General features: G+C 61.9%; 20 protein-coding genes. 9 read left to right on the top strand and 11 right to left on the bottom strand.

Annotation, left to right across the window (positions count from 1 at the left end):
* Positions 1-83: 83 nt before the first annotated feature.
* Positions 84-371, bottom strand: a complete 288-nt coding sequence (locus tag DBR00_RS19315; protein ID WP_108487228.1) for a YheV family putative zinc ribbon protein — start codon at positions 369-371, stop codon at positions 84-86.
* A complete protein-coding gene (gene prlC / locus DBR00_RS19310) occupies positions 368-2416 on the bottom strand; it encodes an oligopeptidase A (RefSeq protein ID WP_108487227.1) in 2049 nt (682 codons plus the stop codon). Before prlC ends, DBR00_RS19315 begins: the two co-directional genes overlap by 4 nt.
* A gap of 131 nt (positions 2417-2547) precedes the next feature.
* Between prlC and DBR00_RS19305 the strand changes: the two genes are divergently transcribed.
* Together DBR00_RS19305 and DBR00_RS19300 are read left to right on the top strand one after the other, a co-directional pair.
* The gene (locus DBR00_RS19305) at positions 2548-3090 is read left to right on the top strand and encodes a gamma carbonic anhydrase family protein (protein ID WP_108487226.1); all 543 of its coding nucleotides are present in this window, start codon (positions 2548-2550) and stop codon (positions 3088-3090) included.
* 14 nt (positions 3091-3104) lie between these two features.
* Positions 3105-3752 (top strand): HAD family hydrolase, encoded by a 648-nt coding sequence (locus tag DBR00_RS19300; protein ID WP_108487261.1) that lies wholly within the window; start codon positions 3105-3107, stop codon positions 3750-3752.
* Positions 3753-3959: 207 nt separating this feature from the next.
* Here the strand turns inward: DBR00_RS19300 and DBR00_RS19295 are convergent, their stop codons facing one another.
* Positions 3960-4190, bottom strand: a complete 231-nt coding sequence (locus tag DBR00_RS19295; protein ID WP_108487225.1) for a DUF1161 domain-containing protein — start codon at positions 4188-4190, stop codon at positions 3960-3962.
* A 59-nt stretch (positions 4191-4249) separates the two neighbouring features.
* Positions 4250-5308: an aminopeptidase gene (locus DBR00_RS19290; protein ID WP_108487224.1), complete on the bottom strand. Its 1059-nt coding sequence runs from the start codon at positions 5306-5308 to the stop codon at positions 4250-4252.
* A gap of 380 nt (positions 5309-5688) precedes the next feature.
* Here DBR00_RS19290 and DBR00_RS19280 point away from each other — a divergent pair, with 380 nt between their 5' ends.
* Positions 5689-6108, top strand: a complete 420-nt coding sequence (locus tag DBR00_RS19280) for a hypothetical protein (protein WP_108487223.1) — start codon at positions 5689-5691, stop codon at positions 6106-6108.
* Positions 6109-6117: 9 nt separating this feature from the next.
* Here the strand turns inward: DBR00_RS19280 and DBR00_RS19275 are convergent, their stop codons facing one another.
* The 3 genes from DBR00_RS19275 to DBR00_RS19265 all read right to left on the bottom strand — a co-directional run bounded on the left by DBR00_RS19275 (position 6118) and on the right by DBR00_RS19265 (position 8437).
* Positions 6118-7116, bottom strand: coding sequence for an LLM class flavin-dependent oxidoreductase (locus tag DBR00_RS19275; protein ID WP_108487222.1), 999 nt, complete (start codon positions 7114-7116; stop codon positions 6118-6120).
* A 151-nt stretch (positions 7117-7267) separates the two neighbouring features.
* The gene (locus tag DBR00_RS19270; protein WP_108487221.1) at positions 7268-7483 is read right to left on the bottom strand and encodes a dodecin; all 216 of its coding nucleotides are present in this window, start codon (positions 7481-7483) and stop codon (positions 7268-7270) included.
* 66 nt (positions 7484-7549) lie between these two features.
* The gene (locus DBR00_RS19265; protein WP_108487220.1) at positions 7550-8437 is read right to left on the bottom strand and encodes a LysR family transcriptional regulator; all 888 of its coding nucleotides are present in this window, start codon (positions 8435-8437) and stop codon (positions 7550-7552) included.
* Between the two features lie 129 nt (positions 8438-8566).
* Here DBR00_RS19265 and trpB point away from each other — a divergent pair, with 129 nt between their 5' ends.
* The 3 genes from trpB (at position 8567) to DBR00_RS19250 (ending at position 11443) form a co-directional block, all read left to right on the top strand.
* Positions 8567-9778 (top strand): tryptophan synthase subunit beta, encoded by a 1212-nt coding sequence (trpB, locus tag DBR00_RS19260; RefSeq protein ID WP_108487219.1) that lies wholly within the window; start codon positions 8567-8569, stop codon positions 9776-9778.
* Positions 9775-10584, top strand: coding sequence for a tryptophan synthase subunit alpha (gene trpA, locus DBR00_RS19255; protein WP_108487218.1), 810 nt, complete (start codon positions 9775-9777; stop codon positions 10582-10584). The genes trpB and trpA overlap by 4 nt, the downstream gene beginning before the upstream one ends.
* 226 nt (positions 10585-10810) lie before the next feature.
* Positions 10811-11443 (top strand): TetR/AcrR family transcriptional regulator, encoded by a 633-nt coding sequence (locus DBR00_RS19250; protein WP_108487217.1) that lies wholly within the window; start codon positions 10811-10813, stop codon positions 11441-11443.
* Positions 11444-11536: 93 nt separating this feature from the next.
* Here the strand turns inward: DBR00_RS19250 and argA are convergent, their stop codons facing one another.
* Together argA and argE are read right to left on the bottom strand one after the other, a co-directional pair.
* Positions 11537-12835 carry an amino-acid N-acetyltransferase gene (argA, locus tag DBR00_RS19245; protein WP_108487216.1) on the bottom strand — a complete coding sequence of 433 codons (1299 nt, stop codon included), beginning with the start codon at positions 12833-12835 and terminating at the stop codon, positions 11537-11539.
* 103 nt (positions 12836-12938) lie between these two features.
* Entirely contained in the window at positions 12939-14117 is a 1179-nt protein-coding gene (gene argE / locus DBR00_RS19240; RefSeq protein WP_108487215.1) for an acetylornithine deacetylase, read from the bottom strand.
* A gap of 146 nt (positions 14118-14263) precedes the next feature.
* Here argE and DBR00_RS19235 point away from each other — a divergent pair, with 146 nt between their 5' ends.
* Positions 14264-15736 (top strand): inorganic phosphate transporter, encoded by a 1473-nt coding sequence (locus DBR00_RS19235; protein WP_108487214.1) that lies wholly within the window; start codon positions 14264-14266, stop codon positions 15734-15736.
* A gap of 228 nt (positions 15737-15964) precedes the next feature.
* Positions 15965-17329 carry an inorganic triphosphatase gene (locus tag DBR00_RS19230; RefSeq protein ID WP_108487213.1) on the top strand — a complete coding sequence of 455 codons (1365 nt, stop codon included), beginning with the start codon at positions 15965-15967 and terminating at the stop codon, positions 17327-17329.
* A gap of 86 nt (positions 17330-17415) precedes the next feature.
* On the opposite strand, the gene DBR00_RS19225 is transcribed toward DBR00_RS19230, so the two are convergent.
* A complete protein-coding gene (locus DBR00_RS19225) occupies positions 17416-18474 on the bottom strand; it encodes an extracellular solute-binding protein (RefSeq protein ID WP_108487212.1) in 1059 nt (352 codons plus the stop codon).
* A 162-nt stretch (positions 18475-18636) separates the two neighbouring features.
* Complete coding sequence (locus DBR00_RS19220) at positions 18637-20013, bottom strand: glutamine synthetase family protein (protein WP_108487211.1); 1377 nt, start codon at positions 20011-20013, stop codon at positions 18637-18639.
* Positions 20014-20289: 276 nt separating this feature from the next.
* Here DBR00_RS19220 and DBR00_RS19215 point away from each other — a divergent pair, with 276 nt between their 5' ends.
* Positions 20290-21042, top strand: a complete 753-nt coding sequence (locus DBR00_RS19215; protein ID WP_108487210.1) for a gamma-glutamyl-gamma-aminobutyrate hydrolase family protein — start codon at positions 20290-20292, stop codon at positions 21040-21042.
* Positions 21043-21084 lie beyond the last annotated feature (42 nt).

Genomic DNA, 21084 nt, shown 5'->3' with positions numbered 1-21084 from the left:
TTTTTGATCTCTATAAATGGCCTTCACTGGCCTAAGTGTTCTCGCGAGCAGCCCGGACTGGATCCGGATTGCATCGATTCAAGCTATTCGCTCGGCTTTTTCAGTTTCGGATTCGGGAAGAACTGCACCGCCTGCACCTTCGGATCAGGCGCCTTGGGTTTTAGCGCGCTGGTGTTGACGCGCGTGGGCAGTTCTTTCGGCACCGAGTTGCCGCGCTCGTCCAGGGTGTCGGCGTAGCCGCAGGCCACACATTCGCGGTTGGGTACGCCGTCGACATTCCACATCTGGATCTTGTCCATTTCGCTGCACGCCGGGCAGACGGCCCCGGCGATAAAGCGTTTGGCGGTGATGGTCAAGGGTGCATCGCTCATGCGGCCTCCTGGCTCAGGCCGAGGTGGCGCAGCAGGGCGTCGATGCTCGGCTCGCGGCCACGGAAATCGACAAACAGCACCATCGGTGCCTGCGAGCCGCCGCGCGCCAGAATCGCCTCACGGAAGGCTTGGCCGGTGGCGCTGTTGAACACGCCTTCTTCCTCAAACTTGGAGAAGGCATCGGCGCTGAGCACTTCAGCCCACTTGTAGCTGTAGTAACCGGCCGCGTAACCACCGGCGAAGATGTGCGCGAAGCTGTTGGGGAAGCGGTTGTAGGCCGGTGGACGCAGTACCGAGACTTCCGCGCGGATGCCTTCGAGTACGTCGAGCACGCTGCGGCCGTTGCCGTGGGTGGCGTGCAGTTCGAAGTCGAACAGGCTGAACTCGATCTGCCGCACCATCATCAAACCGGACTGGAAGTTCTTCGCCGCCAGCATCTTGTCCAGCAGGTCCTGTGGCAGCGGCTCGCCGCTTTCAAAATGGCCGGAGATCAGCGCCAGGCCTTCCGGCTCCCAGCACCAGTTCTCCATAAACTGGCTTGGCAGCTCCACGGCGTCCCAGGCCACGCCGTTGATGCCCGACGCGCCAGCGTGTTCAACGCGGGTCAGCAGGTGGTGCAGGCCGTGGCCGAATTCGTGGAACAGGGTGGTGACTTCATCGTGGGTCAGCAGTGCTGGCTTGCCGCCGACTGCCGGGGTGAAGTTGCACACCAAATTGGCCACTGGGCTGATCAGCGTGCCATCAGCCGTGCGGCGTTTGTCACGCGCGCCGTCCATCCACGCGCCGCCGCGTTTGTTGGCGCGGGCGTAGAGGTCGAAGAAGAAACGCCCGACGTGCGCACCGTTTTCGCTGATTTCAAACAGGCGCACATCCGGGTGCCAGCTGTCGAAGCCGGACAGCTCGTTGATCTGGATGCCGTAGAGCTTTTCGACGATGGCGAACAGGCCGGTCAGCACCTTGTCGATGGGGAAGTAGGCGCGCAGGATTTCCTGGGAAATGCTGTAGCGCTGCTCGCGCAGCTTCTCGCTGTAGTAGCCGACGTCCCAGCTTTGCAGCTCGTTGCAGCCCTGTTCAGCGGCGAAGGCTTGCAGTTCGCGCAGGTCTTGTTCCGCAAACGGCTTGCCGCGTACGCCCAGATCACGCAGGAAGCTCAGCACCTGCTCGGTGCTTTCGGCCATTTTGCTGGCCAGGCTCAGCTCGGCGTAGTTGCCGAAGCCCAGCAGCTTGGCCAGTTCCTGACGCAGGGCGAGGATTTCGTTCATCACCGGGCCGTTGTCGTTCTGCCTGGCATTCGGCCCCTGATCGGAGGCGCGGGTGCAGTAGGCGGCATACAACTCTTCGCGCAGGGCGCGGTCGTTGGCGTAGGTCATCACCGCGAAATAGCTGGGGAATTCCAGGCTGATCAGCCAACCGTCCAGCCCCTTGGCCTCGGCGGCTTGCTGCATCTGCGCCTTGGCTGAGTCGGTCAGGCCGTCCAGCGCCGCCTCGTCGGTCACGTGCTTGGTCCAGGCCTGGGTGGCATCGAGCAACTGGTTGGAGAAGCTGCTGGCCAGCTCGGACAGCTTCATCTGAATCTCGCCGTAGCGCTTTTGCTGCTCGGCCGGCAGGTCGATACCGGACAGGCGGAAGTCGCGCAGGGCGTGTTCGAGGATGGTCTTTTGCGCCACGTCGAAACCAGCGGCTGCCGGGCTTGCGGCCAGCGTCTGATAGGCCTGGAACAGCGGTTGGTTCTGACCGATTTCGGTCCAGTATTCGGACAACTTGGGCAGGCAGGCCTCGTAGGCCGCGCGCAGTTCAGCGCTGTTGCACACCGCATTCAGGTGGCTGACCGGGCTCCAGGCTTGACCCAGACGCGCGCCCAGTTCATCCAGGGCCAGCACCAGGCCGTCCCAGCTTGGGTCGGCGGCCTGTTGTTCCAGCAGGTGGCTCATGGCGGCGCGGTTGTCGGCCAGAATCTGCTCAATGGCCGGCTCTACGTGCTCCGGGCGGATGGCGCTGTAGGGCGGCAGGTCGAAGGCGTGCAGCAGGGGATTAGTGGCGGTCACAACAAGGCACCTGTGGCGAAGGGAAAAGGGCTGGGCGCAGACGATGGGCAACTCGCCTGACGTGATATCACCCGACATGGGGGCCATCTTAATTACAATCAAGCTTTCCCGCAGCCCAAGAGATTTCTATCGTGGCGATTCGTACCTACCAGGAGTTCACCCCGCAGCTTGGCGAGCGGGTGTTTGTCGACGCCTCAGCCGTGGTGCTGGGCGATGTGCACATCGGCAGCGACAGCTCGGTGTGGCCGCTGGTGGTGATTCGCGGCGACATGCACCGCATCCGCATCGGTGAGCGCAGCAGCATTCAGGACGGCAGCGTGCTGCACATCACCCATGCCGGGCCGTTCAACCCGGACGGCTACCCGCTGATCATTGGCGATGAGGTGACCGTCGGCCATAACGTCACCCTGCACGGCTGCACCCTGGGTAACCGTATTCTGGTCGGCATGGGCAGCATCATCATGGACGGTGCGGTGGTGCAGGACGAGGTGGTGATCGGTGCCGGCGCTCTGGTGCCGCCGGGCAAGGTGCTGGAAAGCGGCTTTTTGTATGTCGGCAGCCCGGTGAAACAAGCACGGCCGTTGACGGACAAAGAGCGCAACTTCTTCAGCTACAGCGCCGCCAACTACGTGCGGTTGAAAGACCAACACCTGCTGGAAGGCTATGCCGGCTGATGAGCGAACCCGTGATGCACTACCAGAACATCCTGTTTGACCTCGACGGCACCCTCACCGACCCGCGCGAAGGGATTACCCGCTCGGTGCAGCATGCGCTGGCCAAGCTGGGCATTGAGGAGCCTGATTTGCAGGCGCTGGAGCACTTTATCGGCCCGCCGTTGTTGCAGTGTTTTATGCACAGCTACGGCTTTGACGAGGCCACGGCCTGGCAGGCGGTGAACCATTACCGCGAGCGTTTTCGCGAGGTGGGGCTGTATGAAAACCGGCTGTTCGACGGCGTCGGTGAACTGCTGCAATTGCTGCAAAACCAACAGCGCACGCTGTACATCGCCACCAGCAAGCCGACGGTATTTGCCGAGCAGATTGCCCGGCACTTTGGTTTCGCGAAGCACTTCAAGGTGATTTACGGCAGCGAGCTGGACGGCACGCGCACTGACAAGGTCGAGCTGATCGCCCACCTGCTGCAACAGGAACAACTGCCAGCGGCGCGCACGCTGATGATCGGCGATCGCAAGCACGATTTGATTGGTGCCAAACGCAACGGCCTGGATGCGGCCGCGGTGGGCTATGGCTTTGGCAGCTTTGCCGAGTTGCAGGCCGAAGCGCCGACCTATCACTTCCACAGCCTGGCGGAGTTGCATCGGGCGTTTATGCGCTAGTTGAGCTTCGTCGCTGCGCCTCGCAACACAATCTACAGCCTGAAAGCATCGACCGGATTGCATACCCGTAGGTTGGCGTTGAACGCAGCGAAGCCCAACTGGGTTGTACATTCGTCGGGCTTCGCCGCTGCGCGCCTCAACCCAACCTACGGCCTGAAAGTCAGGCAGGGTGGACAACGCGAAGCGTGTCCACCTGATGCGCTACGCCTAAGCGTTCTTCTGGTAAATGATCTTCTTGGTGCCGCCGTCGCAGCTGCCGACCACCATGTTGGGGTCCTGAGCGTCTTCGTTGGGCACGATTTCCAGGGTGTAACTGGCCACACCGGCGGCCTGGATTTTCACTTCAATCTCCGCGCGCAGCTCTTCGCAGGGCTTGGGTGCAGCCAACAGGCTGGTGCTGGTCAGCGCTAACAGTACGCCGAGGGTGAGTTTGTTCATGGCCTGCTCCTTTTTGCGTGAACATCAATGACATGGATGTGGACTGTCTGTGCCGTCCCTTAGTTCGGCGTAACGGCCAATAAGTCCGTCAACGCTTGATGCCGCTGCGTCTCGGGCAGTTGGCCGAAGGCGGCGACGCGCTCATAAAAGCGCGGCCAGTCGCGGTCAACCTGCTCGAACAGCGCGGCAAAAGCCGGCACCCATTGATCATAGAGGCCAAAGGGCAGCAGCTTGGCGTTGTTCATCGGCGTGTTGATCCAGTTGTCGTAACGGCCCTGGCCAGCCCATTGGCGTTCACGCAGGGCGTGGTACTCCGTGCGCAGCCGGTCGAACTCAGCGGCTTTGCGCACGCGCATCTGAGTCGCGGGCAGCTCACTGGCGTAGAGCTGCGCCAAGCGTGCGCGGCTGGCCAGTACCAGCGCGATAAAGTGCTCGCGCTGCTGTTCGCCGGCCGGATCGCTGGCCACTAAACCCCGCGCAGCACGCCATTGGCGCAGGCCTTCGTGCTCGACAAAGCTGGCGAAGGATTCGTTGAACGCGGTGTCATCCGCCACATACAGCTGTTGGTGCGCCAACTCGTGGAAGATCACCGCCACCAGGCGCTCATCGCTCCAGCGCAACATGGTGTTGAGAATCGGGTCATTGAACCAGCCCAGGGTGGAATAGGCCTCGACCCCGCCCAGGTAGGTGTCCAGCCCTTGCTGCTTGAGCAAGGCCGCCGCACCGCGCGCCCGGCCCTGACTGTAAAAACCGCGATAGGCCACGCAACCGGCAATGGGGAAGCAGTGCAGCTCAGGTGACAGGGAAAATTCCGCCGTGGCAAATACGTTCCACACCACGAACGGTCGGCCGATATCGGCATACAGGCGGTAGCTGCCGTTGTCAGGCAGGCTCAGCTGAGCGCTGGCGAAATCCCGCGCCTGTTGTGCCATGGCCAGGCGTTGCTGGAGTTCGGGGTCAGCAGTCGGGTTCCCCAGCAGCTCGGCAATCGGCTCGCGGGCCTGCAGCAGGTGCAGGTGCCCGCCGGCCAGGTGGCTGTAGTAATCCAGGGTGCTGCAACCGCTCAGCAGCCATGCGGCGGCCAACGGAACCCAGCGCCAGAGCAGCGCGTCGAACATGGATCAGTACCCCTGAGTAAACAGGCTGCCACGCTAGCGCATCGGCGCTGCTGCCTCCAGTACGGGATCGGCGTAGGTTAGGGGCTGTTGATGTTTCGTCGCGAACCGCGTTGCCGCGAAAAATTTCGCCAGGCTAGGCGTAGGACGCCGGTAATGGTGTTCCCTTGCCAAGTCCTCCAACACCGCTTGGCGAGATTTTTCGCGCAACCCGAAGGGCCGAGCCTGTTTTAGCGCGATACTGCGTTTCTCGACACTCATTTGGAACAACAAACTTCGTGTCTCGTGTCTCGTGCCTTGCCTCGCGCTAAAACAGGCTTCGGCGCGGCCGCGAACGAAACGTCAACAGACCCTTGGGCTGTTGCGATTTATGGAGGTGCCCCATGCGTTATCTGGCTTTGCTTGGCGGTGTGCTGGTGCTCAGCGCCTGCGCCTCGCCCGTGCCGCCGGCAGACCCGAGCCAGGCCTGGGTTGAACTGCGCAGTAATGCCGGCACCCTGTTGATGGCGGATCGCCTTGATGGCCAGCGCCTTAACGATGGCCGTTTCTTCCAGGTGCCTAGCGGTGCTCATGAGCTGCAGGCGCGCTTTCAGTTCGAGGTGAACCGTGGCGGTGGCCTGGATGGCGCCTATGAGCCGCTTCAGGTGACCTGCGAGATTCGTGTGCAGCATGACAATTTCGTGGCTGGCCAGCGCTACCGGCTGGAAGCCAGGCCTATGCAAATGAAGGCGCAGTCCTGGCTGTATGACGAGCAACGCACTGTGCTGGCGCGCGGCAAGGTGCTGCGCTGCGGCACGTTCTGATGTGCCCGTTTAGCTGCGTAATTGTGCCACCAGCTCGAAGGCATGCAGGCGATCTGCAAAGTCATACAGGTCGCAGGTGAAGATCAGTTCATCGGCACCGGTCTGTTGCAACAGTAGTTCCAGGCGCGCACGCACCTTGTCCGGGCCACCGATCATCGCCATGCCGAGGAAGCTGCTCACGGCCTCTTTCTCATGCGGCAGCCACAAGCCCTGCATGCTGGTAACGGGCGGTTTCTGCACCAGGCTCTGGCCGCGAATCAGCGCGAGGATGCGCTGGTAGGCCGAGGTGGCCAGGTAGTCGGCCTGCTCATCCGTGTCGGCAGCGATCAGCGGCACGCCGAGCATCACATAGGGTTTGTCGAGCACCGCCGAGGGCTTGAAGTGGTTGCGGTAGACGCGAATCGCCTCATGCATATAGCGCGGTGCGAAGTGCGAGGCGAAGGCGTAAGGCAGGCCCTTTTCTCCCGCCAGTTGAGCGCTGAACAGGCTGGAACCGAGCAGCCAGATCGGCACGTTGGTATCGCTGCCGGGCATGGCGATCACCCGCTGATCCGGCGTGCGTGGGCCAAGGTAACGCTGCAACTCTTCAACATCCGCCGGGAAGTCATCGGCGCTGCCAATCCGATCGCGGCGCAGCGCCTGGGCGGTGAAGTGATCCGCCCCCGGCGCGCGGCCCAGGCCCAGCTCGATGCGGCCAGGATAGAGCGTGGCCAGGGTGCCGAACTGCTCAGCGATCACCAGCGGCGCGTGATTGGGCAGCATGACCCCGCCGGAGCCCAGGCGAATCTTCGACGTGCCGGCGGCCAGATAACCCAGCAGCACGGCGGTGGCCGAGCTGGCGATGCCATCCATGTTGTGGTGTTCGGCCACCCAGAAACGCTCGAAGCCCAGGCGCTCGACATGCTGCGCCAGCGCCAGTGAGTTGTGCAGGGCCTGGGCAGCGTTACCGTCATCGCGAATCGGGGCGAGGTCCAGGGTGGAGAATTTGCTCTGTGCGAGTGCGCTCATCGGGCTGCCTGTGGATTATCCGTGTGTTCGGGCGCATTAAGGCCCCAATACCTGAGTTAGATAGTGGGGCTTGTTCTGCGGATTCCAAGGGCAAGGTGCGTGGGGCGGGAAGATCTGCGGCCATGTCCAGGCATGACCGCAGCAGCTGGGTTCAGCTATCACTCAGGCGGAAGCCGATCTTCAACGTGACCTGGTAGTGGCCGACCTTGCCATTCACGATATGCCCGCGGGTCTCTACCACCTCAAACCAGTCGAGGTTGCGCACCGACTTGGCACATTCGGCCAGGGCATTTTCGATGGCGTCCTCGATACTGACTTTCGAGGAACCGACGATTTCGATTTTCTTGTAGGTGTGATGATCGGACATGGGCGTTCTCCGCAGGTTGTTCGTTCAACGCTAGTTGAGTCGCCACGGTTCTGCCTGACCGCCGGTTCAGCCTTGCAGTTCGTGACGTAGCCATGCGGCCAACAGCTGTGCCCGTTTATCCAGGCGCCGCGCCGGTACCCACAAGGCCAAACGCGCCGAGGTTTCGACAAAGCCCCAGGGCGCAACCAGGCGACCGGCGGCGAGATCATCGGCCACCAGTTGTTGCGGGGCGATGGCGACACCCAGCCCTGCGGCTGCCGCCTCCAGCAGGTAATACAAATGCTCGAAGCCTTGGCCGAGTTTCAGCGCGCTGGCGTCCAGCGCATTGCGCGTGGCCCAGTTGGGCCAGGCTTGCGGACGCGAGCTGGTGTGCAACAACGGCTCGCCCAGCAGCGCGCTGGCCGGTGCCTGATGCAACTGCGCGAAGCGTGCGTAACGCGGGCTGAGCACCGGGCCAATGCGCTCAGCCGCCAACTCAAACACCTGCATGTCCGCTGGCCAAGGCGGCGTGGCAAACCACAGGGTGGCGTCCACACCGCTGCGGCGTGGGTCCAGCTCCCCTTCACTGGCTGACAGTTGCAGGCGCAGTTCGGGTAACTCACGGTTGAGCCGGTCCAGACGCGGGATAAACCAGCGCGCCAGCAGGCTGCCGGGGCAGGCCAGAACAAAAGGCGCATCGGCTTGGCCTTGCTGCAATTCCGTACAGGTGCTGCGCAGGCGACCAAACACCTCGGCACACACATCGCGCAGGCGAATCCCTGCATCTGTGAGTTTAAGGCCACGCCCTTCTTTGCTGAACAGGGCCACACCGAGGTGCGCTTCCAGCGCGCGCACCTGCCGGCTCACCGCGCCGTGGGTGACATGCAGCTCGTTGGCGGCGTGGCTGACACTGTTCAAACGGGCGGCCGCTTCAAAGGCGCGCAGGGCATTCAGCGGCGGTAAGTCCTGGCTCATCTGTGAGTTTTCCTGACAGGTTGCGGCGATCTTATCGCTTTTGCTGAACGGGCCACAGCTTTATCCTGTGTCCATCGTCGTGAAGCGGGTATCACCCGTTCAGCGCGCCCATTTCCCGAGGAGAACGCCATGACTTCCTTCCGCACTGGCCCAGACGCCAACGGCCTGTTCGGCTCATTCGGTGGCCAATACGTTGCCGAAACCCTGATGCCGCTGATCCACGACCTGGCCGATGAGTACGAAAAGGCCAAGCTCGACCCTGAGTTCGAAAAGGAACTGGCCTACTTCCAGCGTGATTTCGTCGGCCGTCCGAGCCCGCTGTATTTCGCTGAGCGCCTGACCGAGATGTGTGGCGGCGCGAAGATCTACTTCAAGCGCGAAGAGCTGAACCACACCGGCGCGCACAAGATCAACAACTGCATCGGCCAAGTGCTGCTGGCCAAGCGCATGGGCAAAAAACGCATCATCGCCGAGACCGGCGCGGGCATGCACGGCGTGGCCACTGCCACCGTGGCGGCGCGCTTCGGCATGGAGTGCGTGATCTACATGGGCAGCACCGACATCCACCGGCAGAACGCCAACGTGCTGCGCATGAAGCTGATGGGCGCCACCGTGATCCCGGTTGTCGCCGGCACCGGCACCCTGAAAGATGCGATGAACGAAGCCCTGCGCGACTGGGTAACCAACGTCGACAGCACCTTCTACATGATCGGCACCGTGGCCGGCCCACACCCGTACCCAGCCATGGTGCGCGACTTCCAGGCCGTGATTGGCAAGGAAACCCGCGACCAGATGCTCGCCCAGCAAGGTCGCCTGCCCGACAGCCTGATCGCCTGCATCGGCGGTGGCTCGAACGCCATCGGCCTGTTCCACCCCTTCCTCGATGACAAACAGATCCAAATCATCGGCGTGGAAGCGGCCGGTCACGGCATCGAAACCGGCAAGCACGCCGCGAGCCTGAACGGCGGCGTACCGGGCGTACTGCACGGCAACCGCACCTTCCTGCTGCAGAGCGACGACGGCCAGATCATCGACGCCCACTCGATTTCCGCCGGCCTGGATTACCCCGGCATCGGCCCGGAACACGCCTGGTTGCATGAAGTGGGCCGCGTCGAATACACCTCCGTGACCGACACCGAAGCCCTTGAAGCCTTCCACATCTGCTGCCGTCAGGAGGGCATCATCCCGGCGCTGGAAACCGCTCACGCCCTGGCGGAAGTGTTCAAACGCGCGCCCAACCTGCCCAAGGATCACCTGATGGTGGTCAACCTCTCCGGGCGTGGCGACAAAGACATGCAAACCATCGTGCACCATATGGAACAACAGGAGAAGCACGCATGAGCCGCCTGCAAAGCCGCTTTGCCGAGCTGAAACAACAGAACCGCGCCGCGCTGGTGACCTTCGTCACCGGTGGCGACCCGAACTACGACACCTCGCTGGCCATCCTTAAAGGCCTGCCCGCCGCCGGTGCGGATGTGATCGAACTGGGCATGCCCTTCACCGACCCGATGGCCGATGGCCCGGCCATCCAGTTGGCCAACATCCGTGCGCTGGACAACGGTCAGGATCTGGCGAAAACCCTGCAGATGGTCCGCGCATTCCGCGAAGGCGAGCAAGTGACCCCGCTGGTGCTGATGGGCTACTTCAACCCGATTCACAAATACGGCGTTGAGCGGTTTATCGCCGAAGCCAAAGACGCCGGCGTCGACGGTTTGATCGTGGTCGACCTGCCGCCCGAGCATAACGCTGACCTGTGCGACCCGGCGCAGGCGGCGGGCCTGGACTTTATCCGCCTGACCACCCCGACCACCGACGACAAGCGCCTGCCGAAAGTGCTCAACGGCAGCTCGGGCTTTGTTTACTACGTGTCAGTCGCCGGTGTGACCGGTGCCGGCGCAGCCACGCTGGATCACGTCGAACAGGCCGTCACCCGTCTGCGTCGCCACACCGACCTGCCCCTGTGCATCGGCTTCGGCATCCGCACCCCGGAACACGCGGCAACCATCGCCCGCCTGGCCGAAGGCGTGGTGGTCGGCTCGGCGCTGATCGACCAGATTGCCAATGCCACAAGCGACGCACAGGCCATAGACGGCGTGCTGAGCCTGTGCAGCGCGCTGGCTGAAGGTGTGCGCAGCGCGCGCGTCTGACGTGGATCTGAGTCGTAGGGTGGATGGCGCTTCACTCATCCACCGATGGCCTTGATGGATGAGCACAGCGCCAACTACGCGCCCCGATCCACCCTGCGCGCCCGGACGCACTCCGGGCATCTTTGTCGTCAATAAAACCGTCGTGGATTTTATTCGAGCTATGGGTTCGGTGTAGGGTAGGCGGCGAACCGTCATCACCCCTTGATTCCCTGCTCTGAGTCTCGCCATGTCCCGCCCAGCCGTTGTCCGCAAACCCCGCGCCAGTAGTCAGAGCCGCATCACCGGCATTCTGGCCGCCGCCCGCGAATTGCTGGCCGAGCAGGGCGTGGCCAGTCTGTCGATCTACAACGTGGCCGAACGCGCGGCGATTCCGCCGTCATCGGTCTATCACTTTTTTGCCAGCGTGCCGGCACTGCTGGAAGCGCTGACCGCCGATGTGCACCAGGCCTTTCGCGATTGCCTGCAAGCGCCGGTGGTGCATGACGCGTTGCGCGACTGGCGTGATCTGTCGCGCCTGATCGAACAGCGCATGCTGGCGATCTACGCCGCCGACGCCGCCGCCCGCCAGCTGATTCTCGCCCAACACGGGCTGACCGAGGTGACCCAGGCCGATCGTCAGCACGACATTGAACTGGGCCAGTTGATGCAGCAGGTCTTCGACCGCCACTTCCCCCTGCCGCAACTGCCGGACGATGTCGATGTGTTCGCCCTAGCCATGGAACTGGGCGACCGCGTCTACGCCCGCTCGGTGCAACTGCACGGCACCATCACCCAGCGTATGGCCGAAGAAGGTATGCGGGTGTTCGATGCCTATTTAGGTTTGTACCTGCCACCCCATCTGCCGAAACGCAATCTGTAGGGCGCCGCTAGGCGTAGGTTGGGTTGAGTAGCCGCGCGACGAAGCCCAGCGATCCGGCCTCGTCAGTTGCGCTTCGCTACGCTCAACGCCAACCTACAGCGCCTTTTCAAACACCTGCGAGTTGCGCTGGTAGTTGTACAGCGAGGCGCGCGCAGCCGGCAGGCGGTCGACGCTGCTGGGCATAAAGCCGCGTTCGCGGAACCAGTGGGCCGTGCGCGTGGTAAGTACGAACAGGGTTTTCAGGCCCTGGGCGCGGGCGCGTTCTTCGATGCGTTCGAGCAACTCATCACCGCGTCCGCCATGGCGGTAGGCCGGGTTGACCGCCAGGCATGCCAGCTCGCCGAAATCCGACTCGGCAATCTGGTACAGCGCGGCGCAGGCGATAATCAGCCCTTCGCGTTCGACAATGCTGAACTGTTCGATCTCTCGTTCCAGCACCTCGCGTGAGCGGCGTACCAGAATGCCCTGGTCTTCCAGTGGGGTGATCAGTTCGATCAGTCCGCCGACGTCTTCGATGGTCGCCTCGCGCAGCGACTCGAACTGCTCCTGGGCCACCAGGGTGCCGTTGCCGGTGCGGGTGAACAGCTCGCTAAGCAGCGCTCCATCTTCCGCATAGCTGACGATATGGCTGCGCCGTACCCCGGCCTTGCAGGCTTCGGCGGCGGCATCCAGCAGCTCCGCCTGATAGCTACTGCCCAAGCGTTGCAGATGCGCGGGTACTTGCTGCGGGCGCAGTTCGCGCACCAGTTTGCCGGCTTCGTCGAGCAGACCGCATTCGGCGCCGAACAGCAGCAGCTTGTCGGCGTCCAGGTCGATGGCGGCGCGGGTGGCGACGTCTTCGCAGGCCAGGTTGAAGATCTCCCCAGTGGGCGAATAACCGAGTGGCGACAGCAGGACGATGCTGCGCTCATCCAGCTGGCGATTAATGCCCTTGCGGTCGATGCGCCGCACTTCGCCGGTGTGGTGGTAGTCGACGCCATCGACCACGCCAATCGGCCGCGCAGTGACAAAGTTGCCGCTGGTAATGCGCAGGCGCGAACCCTGCATCGGCGAGCGCGCCATGTCCATCGACAGGCGCGCTTCGATGGCGATGCGCAGCTGGCCGACGGCATCGATCACGCATTCCAGGGTCGGGCTGTCGGTGATCCGCAGGTCACGGTGAAAGCGTGGCGTCAGGCCGTTGTTGGCCAGGCGTGCCTCGATCTGCGGGCGCGAGCCGTGCACCAGTACCAGGCGTACGCCGAGGCTGTGCAGCAGCACCAGGTCGTGGACGATATTGCCGAAATTCGGGTGAGCAACACCCTCGCCCGGCAGCATCACCACAAAGGTGCAGTCGCGGTGGGCATTGATATAGGGCGAAGCGTGGCGGAGCCAGTTGACGTGGTCGTGCATTGCGTGAAGAACCTGTGTCGAAAACGGAACGCATGGGAGCGGCGCGGGGACGCGCCAGGCGGCAGCCGAGAGCAGCGGTTTTATCGTCGCAGTTGGGGCAGCTTCACGCGTTCTCTCCTCCGGATAACACAGGGTGTTTGGCTTGTAGGCAGTAATGTTCAATCAGTTGCTGCAGCAGACGCACAGTAGGCTGCAAACGTGACATTTCCAGGTATTCCCCAGGCTGGTGGGCGCAGTCGATATCGCCGGGGCCGAGCACCAGGGTTTCGCAACCAAGTTGCTGAAGATAAGGCGCTTCGGTGCCAAATGCCACTGCTGTGGCGCTGTGCCCGGTGAGGCGTTCGGCCAGGCGCACCAGCTCGGCGTCGGCGGCCTGCTCGAACGGCGGCACGCTAGGGAACAGCGGGGCAAAATCGATCTTCACCTGATGCTGCTCGGCCAGCGGCTGCAGCTTCTGGCGGATCGCCGCGCGGAGTATTTCCGGCTGCATGCCGGGCAGCGGGCGCAGGTCGAACTCCAGTGAACACTGGCCGCAGATGCGGTTGGGGTTGTCGCCGCCGTGGATGCAGCCGAAGTTCAAGGTCGGCTGTGGCACGCTGAATTGCGGGTTGTTGTACTCGCGCTGCCACTGCGCGCGCAGGCCGCGTAGCTCCAGCATCACGTCCTGCATGGCTTCCAGGGCGCTGTGGCCGAGGCGCGGATCGGAGGAGTGACCACTTTGCCCGAGGATGTCGATGCGCTCCATCATCACCCCCTTGTGCAGGCGAATCGGCTTCAATCCGGTCGGCTCACCGATCACCGCCGCACGGCCCAGCGGCCGTCCGGCTTGCGCCAGGGCGCGGGCGCCAGACATCGAACTTTCTTCGTCGCAGGTGGCGAGGATCAGCAGCGGTTGTTGGAAGCGCTGCTCCAGCAGGGGTTGCACGGCTTCGATGATCAGGGCGAAAAAGCCCTTCATGTCACAACTGCCGAGGCCCACCCAGCGGCCATCGACTTCGGTGAGCTTCAGTGGGTCGGTCTGCCACAGCGCGGCATCGAATGGCACGGTGTCGCTGTGCCCGGCCAGCACCAGGCCGCCAGGACCGCTGCCATAGCTGGCGAGCAGGTTGAATTTGCCACGAGATATTTCCTGCACCTCGCAGGTGAAGCCGAGATCCGTAAGCCAGTTCGACAGTAAATCGATCACCGCGCGGTTGGACTGATCCCAGTGCGCCTGGGTGCAACTCACCGAGGGCGCAGCGATCAGCGCGGCGAATTGCTCTTTAAAGGAAGGCAGGGTCATCGACAGTCTCCACAGGCAGTTCGGCCATCATAGGAGCCTGGCTGGGCGAATAGAAGGCTGCAGGCTGGTCGTCGAATCCAGCGCGCGCAGGCACCCTGCTTCTGGCATAATCCGCGCCCCCAATCTCAAACAGTCACAAAACCGCCATGTTTGAACTCTTTAACGGACTCGATGCATGGGTTGCTGTGAGCCTGGTGCTTGCTCTGGCCTTTGTTCTGACCTTCGAATTTATCAACGGTTTCCATGACACTGCCAACGCAGTCGCCACTGTGATCTATACCAAGGCCATGCCGCCGCATCTGGCCGTGATCTTCTCCGGTATCTTCAACTTTCTCGGTGTGCTGCTTGGCGGCGTGGGCGTGGCGTATGCCATCGTGCACCTGCTGCCGGTCGAGCTGTTGATCAATTCCAACACTGCCTATGGCCTGGTCATGGTGTTTTCCATGCTCAGTGCGGCCATCGCCTGGAACCTCGGTACCTGGTACCTGGGCATTCCGGCATCCAGTTCCCACACCCTGATCGGTTCGATCCTCGGTGTCGGCCTGGCTCACGCGTTGATCTCCGATATCGCCTTGAGCGAAGGGGTGAACTGGCAGAAGGCGATCGACATCGGCCTTTCCCTGCTGCTGTCTCCGCTAGCCGGTTTTGCCGTTGCGGCGCTGCTGCTGCTGGCGCTCAAGCGCATGTGGGGCGGCTCGAAAATGCATGAAACGCCAGAGACCCGCAAGGAGATCAAAGGCAAGAACAAGCCGCCGTTTTGGAATCGCGTGGTGCTGATCGCCTCGGCCATGGGCGTGAGCTTCGTGCACGGCTCCAACGACGGGCAGAAGGGGATCGGCCTGATCATGCTGGTGCTGATCGGTATCGTGCCGGCACAGTTCGTCCTTGATCTGAACAGCACCACTTACCAGATCGAGCGCACCCGCGACGCCGCCATTCACCTCAGCCAGTTCTACGAGCGCAACCACGACGCGTTGAGCGAATACCTGGCGCTGGGCAAGAACGGCACCACCGAGTTGCCGGCCAAGTTCCGCTGTGACGCCAAGCTCACCGAGCTGACCATCGCGACCCTGCTGAAGACCATCGAAGGCGTCACCGACTACAAGCAGATGTCCGAAGAGCAGCGCACCCAGGCGCGGCGCTACCTGCTGTGCCTGGATGACACGGCGAAGAAGGTCGGCAAGCTGGATAACCTGCCCAAGCGTGAAGTGGCTGACCTGGCCAAACTGCGTAAGGACCTCACCGCCACCACCGAATATGCGCCGTTCTGGGTCATCCTCGCGGTCGCCCTGGCGCTGGGTATCGGCACCATGGTCGGCTGGAAGCGCGTGGTTCTGACCGTTGGCGAGAAGATCGGCAAGCAGGGCATGACCTACGCCCAGGGCATGAGTGCGCAGATCACAGCATCCATCGCCATTGGCCTGGCCAACGTCTACAGCCTGCCAGTGTCGACCACCCATGTGTTGTCTTCTGGTGTAGCCGGTACCATGGTGGCCAACAAAAGTGGCCTGCAGTTCGGTACCGTACGCAATATCCTGACCGCCTGGGTGCTGACCCTGCCGATCACCATCTCGCTGTCTGCCGGCTTATTCTGGTTGGGCGTGAAGTTGTTCGTCTAAGCTCGACACGCAGTGCGTTACGCAAAGCCGCCTTCGGGCGGCTTTGTGGCCTTAGGGCCTGTTTGCGATCTCGCGAGCTAGAGCCAGACAAGGCAAAACAGCCGAGGACGCGCAGTTTGTGAGTTGTAAATGAGCATGACTCGTTTCACTCGCCCTTCGGGTCGCACTGAGCAGATCGTAAGCAGGTTCTCAGGGCCATCCTTTTAATCAATTCCGCAAGAGTCGACCATGGTCAAAGAAACCGAAATCAAGCTGCGCATCAGCCGCGAGACCCTGGCCGCCTTGCGTGAGCATCCGCTGCTGAAGAAGCGCAACAAGAGTGGTTGGGAGCAGTGCGAACTGTTCAATCAGTACTTCGACACCCCCGAGCGTGACCTGGCGGCGGCCAAAGTGGCGCTGCGCGTGCGCCGTGATGGCGAGCAGTTTATCCAGACCCTGAAAACCCGCGGGCAGAGCGTGGCCGGTTTGTCCGAGCGCAATGAGTGGGACTGGAACCTGGCCAAGGCCAAGCTGGATCTGAAGAGGCTCGATGACAGCTGCTGGCCGTCGGCCCTGGCTGGGCTGGATAAAAAGCGGCTGGTGCCGATCTTCACCACCGACTTTGTTCGCGAGAAGGCGGAAATCGCCTGGGGCCGTGGCAAGGCCAAGGTGGTGATTGAGGCGGCGCTGGACCTCGGTAAGGTGATTGCCGGCGAAGGCGAAGAAGAAATCTGCGAGCTGGAGCTGGAGCTGCGTCAGGGCGAGCCCGAAGCGCTGCTGGAGCTGGCCGCTGAGTTGGCGGCCGACCTGGCGCTGATGCCCTGCGATATCAGCAAGGCCGAGCGCGGTTACCGCCTGTTCGATGCTGGCAGCTACAGCCTGAGCCTGCCGGCACCGAGCCTGAGCGCGGAAACCAGTCTGGATGACAGCGTTGCGGCACTGGGTTGGCACCTGCTGGGCAGCAGTCAGCGCCTGGCCGAGCAGTACCGCTTTAATGGCCACTGGCGTTTGTTGGTCGACTGGCTGGAGCAGCTGATCGGCCTGCGTGCATTGCTCGGCAGCCTGGGTCAGGCCGCGCCGCGTGCCAGCAGCCATGCCTTGCGTGAATTGCTGGATGCCTTGCTGCTGGAATGGCGCCCACGCGTTCTGGCCGGGCAGGACAAGGACAGCCTGCGCAAGAACGCTCCGGCATTGTTTGCAGCTGAACTGCAGGGCAATCGTTGGGGGCTGTTCTCGCTGAACCTGTCGCGCTGGCTATTGGCCCGCAGCTGGACGGTGGAGCGTAACAACCGTGGTAATCGCCAGGGCGCTGCGCCGCTGGGCAACTGGTTGCCGACGTTGATTGCTGAAGAAGGCGCTGCCCTGCAACTGCGTCGTTACCAGCAGCAGCCGGAAGACCTGGCCGAACAGCTGCCGCGCATCGAGCGCCTGCTGGTCTGGCTGCATCTGGCCCGTGAGGTACTGGAAGTGCCGGAAGTCGACCGTCTGTACGGTGAACTGAACAAGCTGGCGGAACTGGCCAATCAAGTAATTGATCCGGAAGTGCTGGCTGCGCGCAAGGCGCAGTTGCTGACCATCGGTTCGCTGAAAGCCTGGCGTCAGCTGGTCAAGTAAGCGCCGGGCCTTTTGCGGGAGGCGCTTTAGCGGCGAGCTGTTGTTCTTGTCGCGGCTGAAGCCCCTCCCATCTATCTGTTTTTCACTCAACTGCCATCGCGAAAGCGCGTCCATACGGCATCGCGGGTCGCGCTGTGCTTTTCTGGCAGGGTTTCCAGGGGATGCAGGCGGCGTTTGGTGTCGCGGTCCGGGTAGAGATCCGGCTGGTTGCGCAGGGCTTCATCGAGAAACTCGCGGGAGTCGGCGTTGCCGCTGGGGTACAGGGTTTCGGCAGTGATCAGTGCGGCGACTTTGGGCTGCATCAGGTAGTCGATAAAGCGGTGGGCCAGGTCGACGCGCTTGGCGCTGCTGGGGATCACCAGGTTGTCGATAAACAGGATTGAACCTTCGTCAGGCACCACGAAACGCACCGGCTGACCCGCATCAGCTGCTGCCAGTGCATCACCGACCCAGGCCATAGCCACGCACAGCTTGCCCTGGTTGAGGTCGTCGATATAGCGCTCGCTGTCGACGTAACGCAGATTCGGCCGCAGATCATCCAGGACGCTGCTGGAGCGCTCGATGCGGCTCGGTGCGCTGCGCGCCAGACTGCGGCCCTGATAGTTGAGCAGCAGGGTCAGGGTCTCGTCAGGAGCGTCCAGTACGCTCATGCCACACGTGGCCAGGCGTGAGCTTTGTTCGGCATCAAACAGCAGGCTCCAGCTATTGGGCAGCGGGCCGCCAAAGGCTGCTTCTGCTTGTGGTGTGTTGATCGCCAGACCGACTGCGCCCCACAGGTAGGGCAATGCATGGCGGTTGGCGGGGTCGAGGGCGACCAGGGTGCTGAGCAGTTGTTTGTCGAGGTGTTTGCGATGAGGCAACAGGCTGAAATCCAGCGGCTGAATGTTGCCGTTCTTGATCAGTGTCGGCAGTGCGTCATGCGAAGGCACGGCCACGTCGACGGCTTCGCCGCTGGCCAGTACAGCAGCCAGCTCTTCGGCGGTGCTGTAAGTGCGGTAGTCCACGCGGATGCCGGTTTGCGCCTCGAAGTCTTTCAGTACCTGCGGGGCGATGTAGTCGTTCCAGTTGTAGACCCGGATCACCTCCTCGGCACTGGCCAGCAATGGTGTCAGGGTGAGCAGGAAGGCGGCAAACAGGCGAGGCATGGGGTTCTCCGGGGTAGGTGAATGGCGTGCCAGCAAAGATCCGGGTCGAACACTGCCCGTCACCGCGACTCTGGCGATTGTTGGGCAGGGGATTGCGCAGTGCGCGGGGTAGGCCAGGGGCCATAAAAAACGCCGGCTCAAAGGCCGGCGTTGGGTGTTGTATCAAACTGTGTGCAAGTACCAGTTGTATTCGAGGTCGGAGATCGAGTTCTCGAACTCGGCCAACTCGCTCTCTTTACAGGCGACGAAGATATCGATGTATTTCGGATCGATATAACGTGCCAGTACTTCGTTGTCGTCCAGCTCGCGCAGGGCGTCACGCAGGTTGTTTGGCAGGCTCTGCTCGTTCTGCTCGTAGGAGTTGCCTTCCACCGGGGCGCCCGGCTCGATCTTGTTGGTCAAGCCGTGATGCACGCCTGCCAGTACTGCCGACATCAGCAGGTAGGGGTTGGCGTCGGCACCTGCCACGCGGTGTTCGATACGCACGGCATCGGCCGTGTCATTGGGCACGCGCAGCGCCACCGTGCGGTTGTCGATACCCCAGCATGGCGAGTTCGGTACGTAGAACTGAGCACCGAAACGTCGGTAAGAGTTGACGTTCGGGCAGAGGAACGCCATCGACGCGGGCATGGTTTCCAATACGCCACCGATGGCATGGCGCAGTGCATCGTTTTGCTCAGGGTCATCACAGGCAAAGATATTGTTGCCTTGCTTGTCGAGTACCGAAATGTGCACGTGCAGGCCGTTGCCCGCTTGATTGGGGTAGGGCTTGGCCATGAAGGTGGTGTCCATTTCATGGTCGTAAGCGATGTTCTTGATCAGACGCTTGAGCAGTAGTGCGTGGTCGCAGGCTTTAATCGGGTCGGCAACGTGGTGCAGGTTGACTTCGAACTGCGCCGGTGCGCTTTCCTTGACGATGGCGTCAGCCGGGATGCCTTGCTCCTTGGCGCCTTCAAGAATGTCCTGCAGGCATTCGGCGTACTCGTCGAGGTCGTCGATCAGGTATACCTGGGTCGACTGTGGGCGTTTGCCTGACAAAGGTGACAGCGGCGGCTGTGGGCGGCCGTTCACGTTGGCCTGGTCGATCAGGTAAAACTCGATTTCGAACGCGGCGCAAATGGTAAGGCCCAGTTCGTCGAACTTCTCCACCACCTGGCGCAAGACTTCACGCGGGTCGGCAAAGAATGGCTCGCCTTCCATTTCATGCATGGTCATCAGCAGCTGCGCGGTAGGGCGTTTTTGCCAAGGCTCATTGCTCAGGGTGTTGGGGATGGGAAAGCAGACCCGGTCGGCGTCGCCGATATCCAGACCCAGGCCGGTGCTTTCCACCGTCGAGCCGTTGATGTCCAGGGCAAACAAGGAAGCCGGGAGATTAATGCCGCGTTCGTAAACCTTATGCAGGCTCGCACGCTCGATACGCTTGCCGCGCACCACACCATTCATATCTGCGATCAGAAGGTCGACGAACAGGACCTCAGGATGTTTCTTAAGGAACGCGTTCGCTTCGTTAAGCTGAACGGCACGCGGGGGTACCGACATGATGCAACACCTTTTTTGTTAAAAATATCAATCATGCAATTGCACGGGGGTGAGTCAATCTTAAACACCCTGTGCTGTCAAGAGAGGCACATTTTGCCCAAAAAGAGGGCTTGATGGCCAGTTTTGGGGCATTGCAGGGCATTGTAACCCAGCTGAAACCCTTGTCTGCCGCGGTGCTCAGTCGGGTGTGTTCAATTTTTTACATGGCTATTGTGAAAAAAAATGAACAAGGCTAAGCTCGGTCGAAACCCATAACAGCAATAAAACGGGTGTCTCATGTCGCGCCAGCCGATTATCGGCGTTAGTGCCTGCACCAAGCAGCTCGGGCACAACATCTATCACACCGCAGGTGATAAATACCTGCAGGCCATTGTTACCGTCGTTGGCGGCATGCCGGTGATCATTCCGGCCCTGGGCGAGCAGATCGACCAGCAGTACCTGCTGCAACATATTGATGGTCTGGTGTTCCCGGGCTCTCCGTCAAACGTTGAACCTCACCATTACAGTGGCCCTGCCAGCGATGTCGGCACCCTGCATGATGCTGCTCGTGACAGCACGACTCTTCCTCTGATTAAAGCAGCAATTGCCCTGGGCATCCCGGTGCTGGGCATTTGCCGTGGTTTTCAGGAAATGAATGTGGCTTTTGGTGGTGCATTACACCAGAAGGTGCATGAGGTGGATGGCTACATGGATCATCGTGAGCCCGAAGACACCCCGGTAGCGCAACAATATGGCCTGCGACACGCGCTGCATGTGCAGCCCGGTGGGCTACTCGCCAGCATCGGCTTGCCGAGCGAGATTCAGGTCAATTCCATTCATGGCCAGGGCGTTCAGCGTCTGGCGCCGGGCCTTCGCGTAGAAGCACTGGCGCCTGACGGGTTGATCGAAGCCTTCTCCGTCGAAGGTGCCAAAAGCTTTGCATTGGGGGTGCAATGGCACCCTGAATGGCAGGTACGATCCAACCCGAATTATCTCGCCATCTTCCAGGCCTTTGGTGAGGCTTGCAGGAAGAAGGCGGGGCAACGCTGAGCCGACTATATATAGGTCGGCTCTCACCAACCCTGAGGTCTC

Origin of the sequence: Pseudomonas sp. HMWF032, assembly GCF_003060885.1 — a bacterium.
Lineage (GTDB): Bacteria > Pseudomonadota > Gammaproteobacteria > Pseudomonadales > Pseudomonadaceae > Aquipseudomonas.
Note: the sequence above shows the minus strand (reverse complement) of the source record. Positions and strands in the feature narration are given on the sequence as shown.

Coding starts and splice junctions, on each gene's coding strand:
- DBR00_RS19315 (WP_108487228.1), bottom strand. CDS start 371: ATGAGCGATGCACCCTTGACCATCACCGCCAAACGCTTTATCGCCGGG.
- DBR00_RS19300 (WP_108487261.1), top strand. CDS start 3,105: ATGCACTACCAGAACATCCTGTTTGACCTCGACGGCACCCTCACCGAC.
- DBR00_RS19295 (WP_108487225.1), bottom strand. CDS start 4,190: ATGAACAAACTCACCCTCGGCGTACTGTTAGCGCTGACCAGCACCAGC.
- DBR00_RS19290 (WP_108487224.1), bottom strand. CDS start 5,308: ATGTTCGACGCGCTGCTCTGGCGCTGGGTTCCGTTGGCCGCCGCATGG.
- DBR00_RS19280 (WP_108487223.1), top strand. CDS start 5,689: ATGCGTTATCTGGCTTTGCTTGGCGGTGTGCTGGTGCTCAGCGCCTGC.
- DBR00_RS19275 (WP_108487222.1), bottom strand. CDS start 7,116: ATGAGCGCACTCGCACAGAGCAAATTCTCCACCCTGGACCTCGCCCCG.
- DBR00_RS19270 (WP_108487221.1), bottom strand. CDS start 7,483: ATGTCCGATCATCACACCTACAAGAAAATCGAAATCGTCGGTTCCTCG.
- DBR00_RS19265 (WP_108487220.1), bottom strand. CDS start 8,437: ATGAGCCAGGACTTACCGCCGCTGAATGCCCTGCGCGCCTTTGAAGCG.
- trpB (WP_108487219.1), top strand. CDS start 8,567: ATGACTTCCTTCCGCACTGGCCCAGACGCCAACGGCCTGTTCGGCTCA.
- trpA (WP_108487218.1), top strand. CDS start 9,775: ATGAGCCGCCTGCAAAGCCGCTTTGCCGAGCTGAAACAACAGAACCGC.
- DBR00_RS19250 (WP_108487217.1), top strand. CDS start 10,811: ATGTCCCGCCCAGCCGTTGTCCGCAAACCCCGCGCCAGTAGTCAGAGC.
- argA (WP_108487216.1), bottom strand. CDS start 12,835: ATGCACGACCACGTCAACTGGCTCCGCCACGCTTCGCCCTATATCAAT.
- argE (WP_108487215.1), bottom strand. CDS start 14,117: ATGACCCTGCCTTCCTTTAAAGAGCAATTCGCCGCGCTGATCGCTGCG.
- DBR00_RS19235 (WP_108487214.1), top strand. CDS start 14,264: ATGTTTGAACTCTTTAACGGACTCGATGCATGGGTTGCTGTGAGCCTG.
- DBR00_RS19230 (WP_108487213.1), top strand. CDS start 15,965: ATGGTCAAAGAAACCGAAATCAAGCTGCGCATCAGCCGCGAGACCCTG.
- DBR00_RS19225 (WP_108487212.1), bottom strand. CDS start 18,474: ATGCCTCGCCTGTTTGCCGCCTTCCTGCTCACCCTGACACCATTGCTG.
- DBR00_RS19220 (WP_108487211.1), bottom strand. CDS start 20,013: ATGTCGGTACCCCCGCGTGCCGTTCAGCTTAACGAAGCGAACGCGTTC.
- DBR00_RS19215 (WP_108487210.1), top strand. CDS start 20,290: ATGTCGCGCCAGCCGATTATCGGCGTTAGTGCCTGCACCAAGCAGCTC.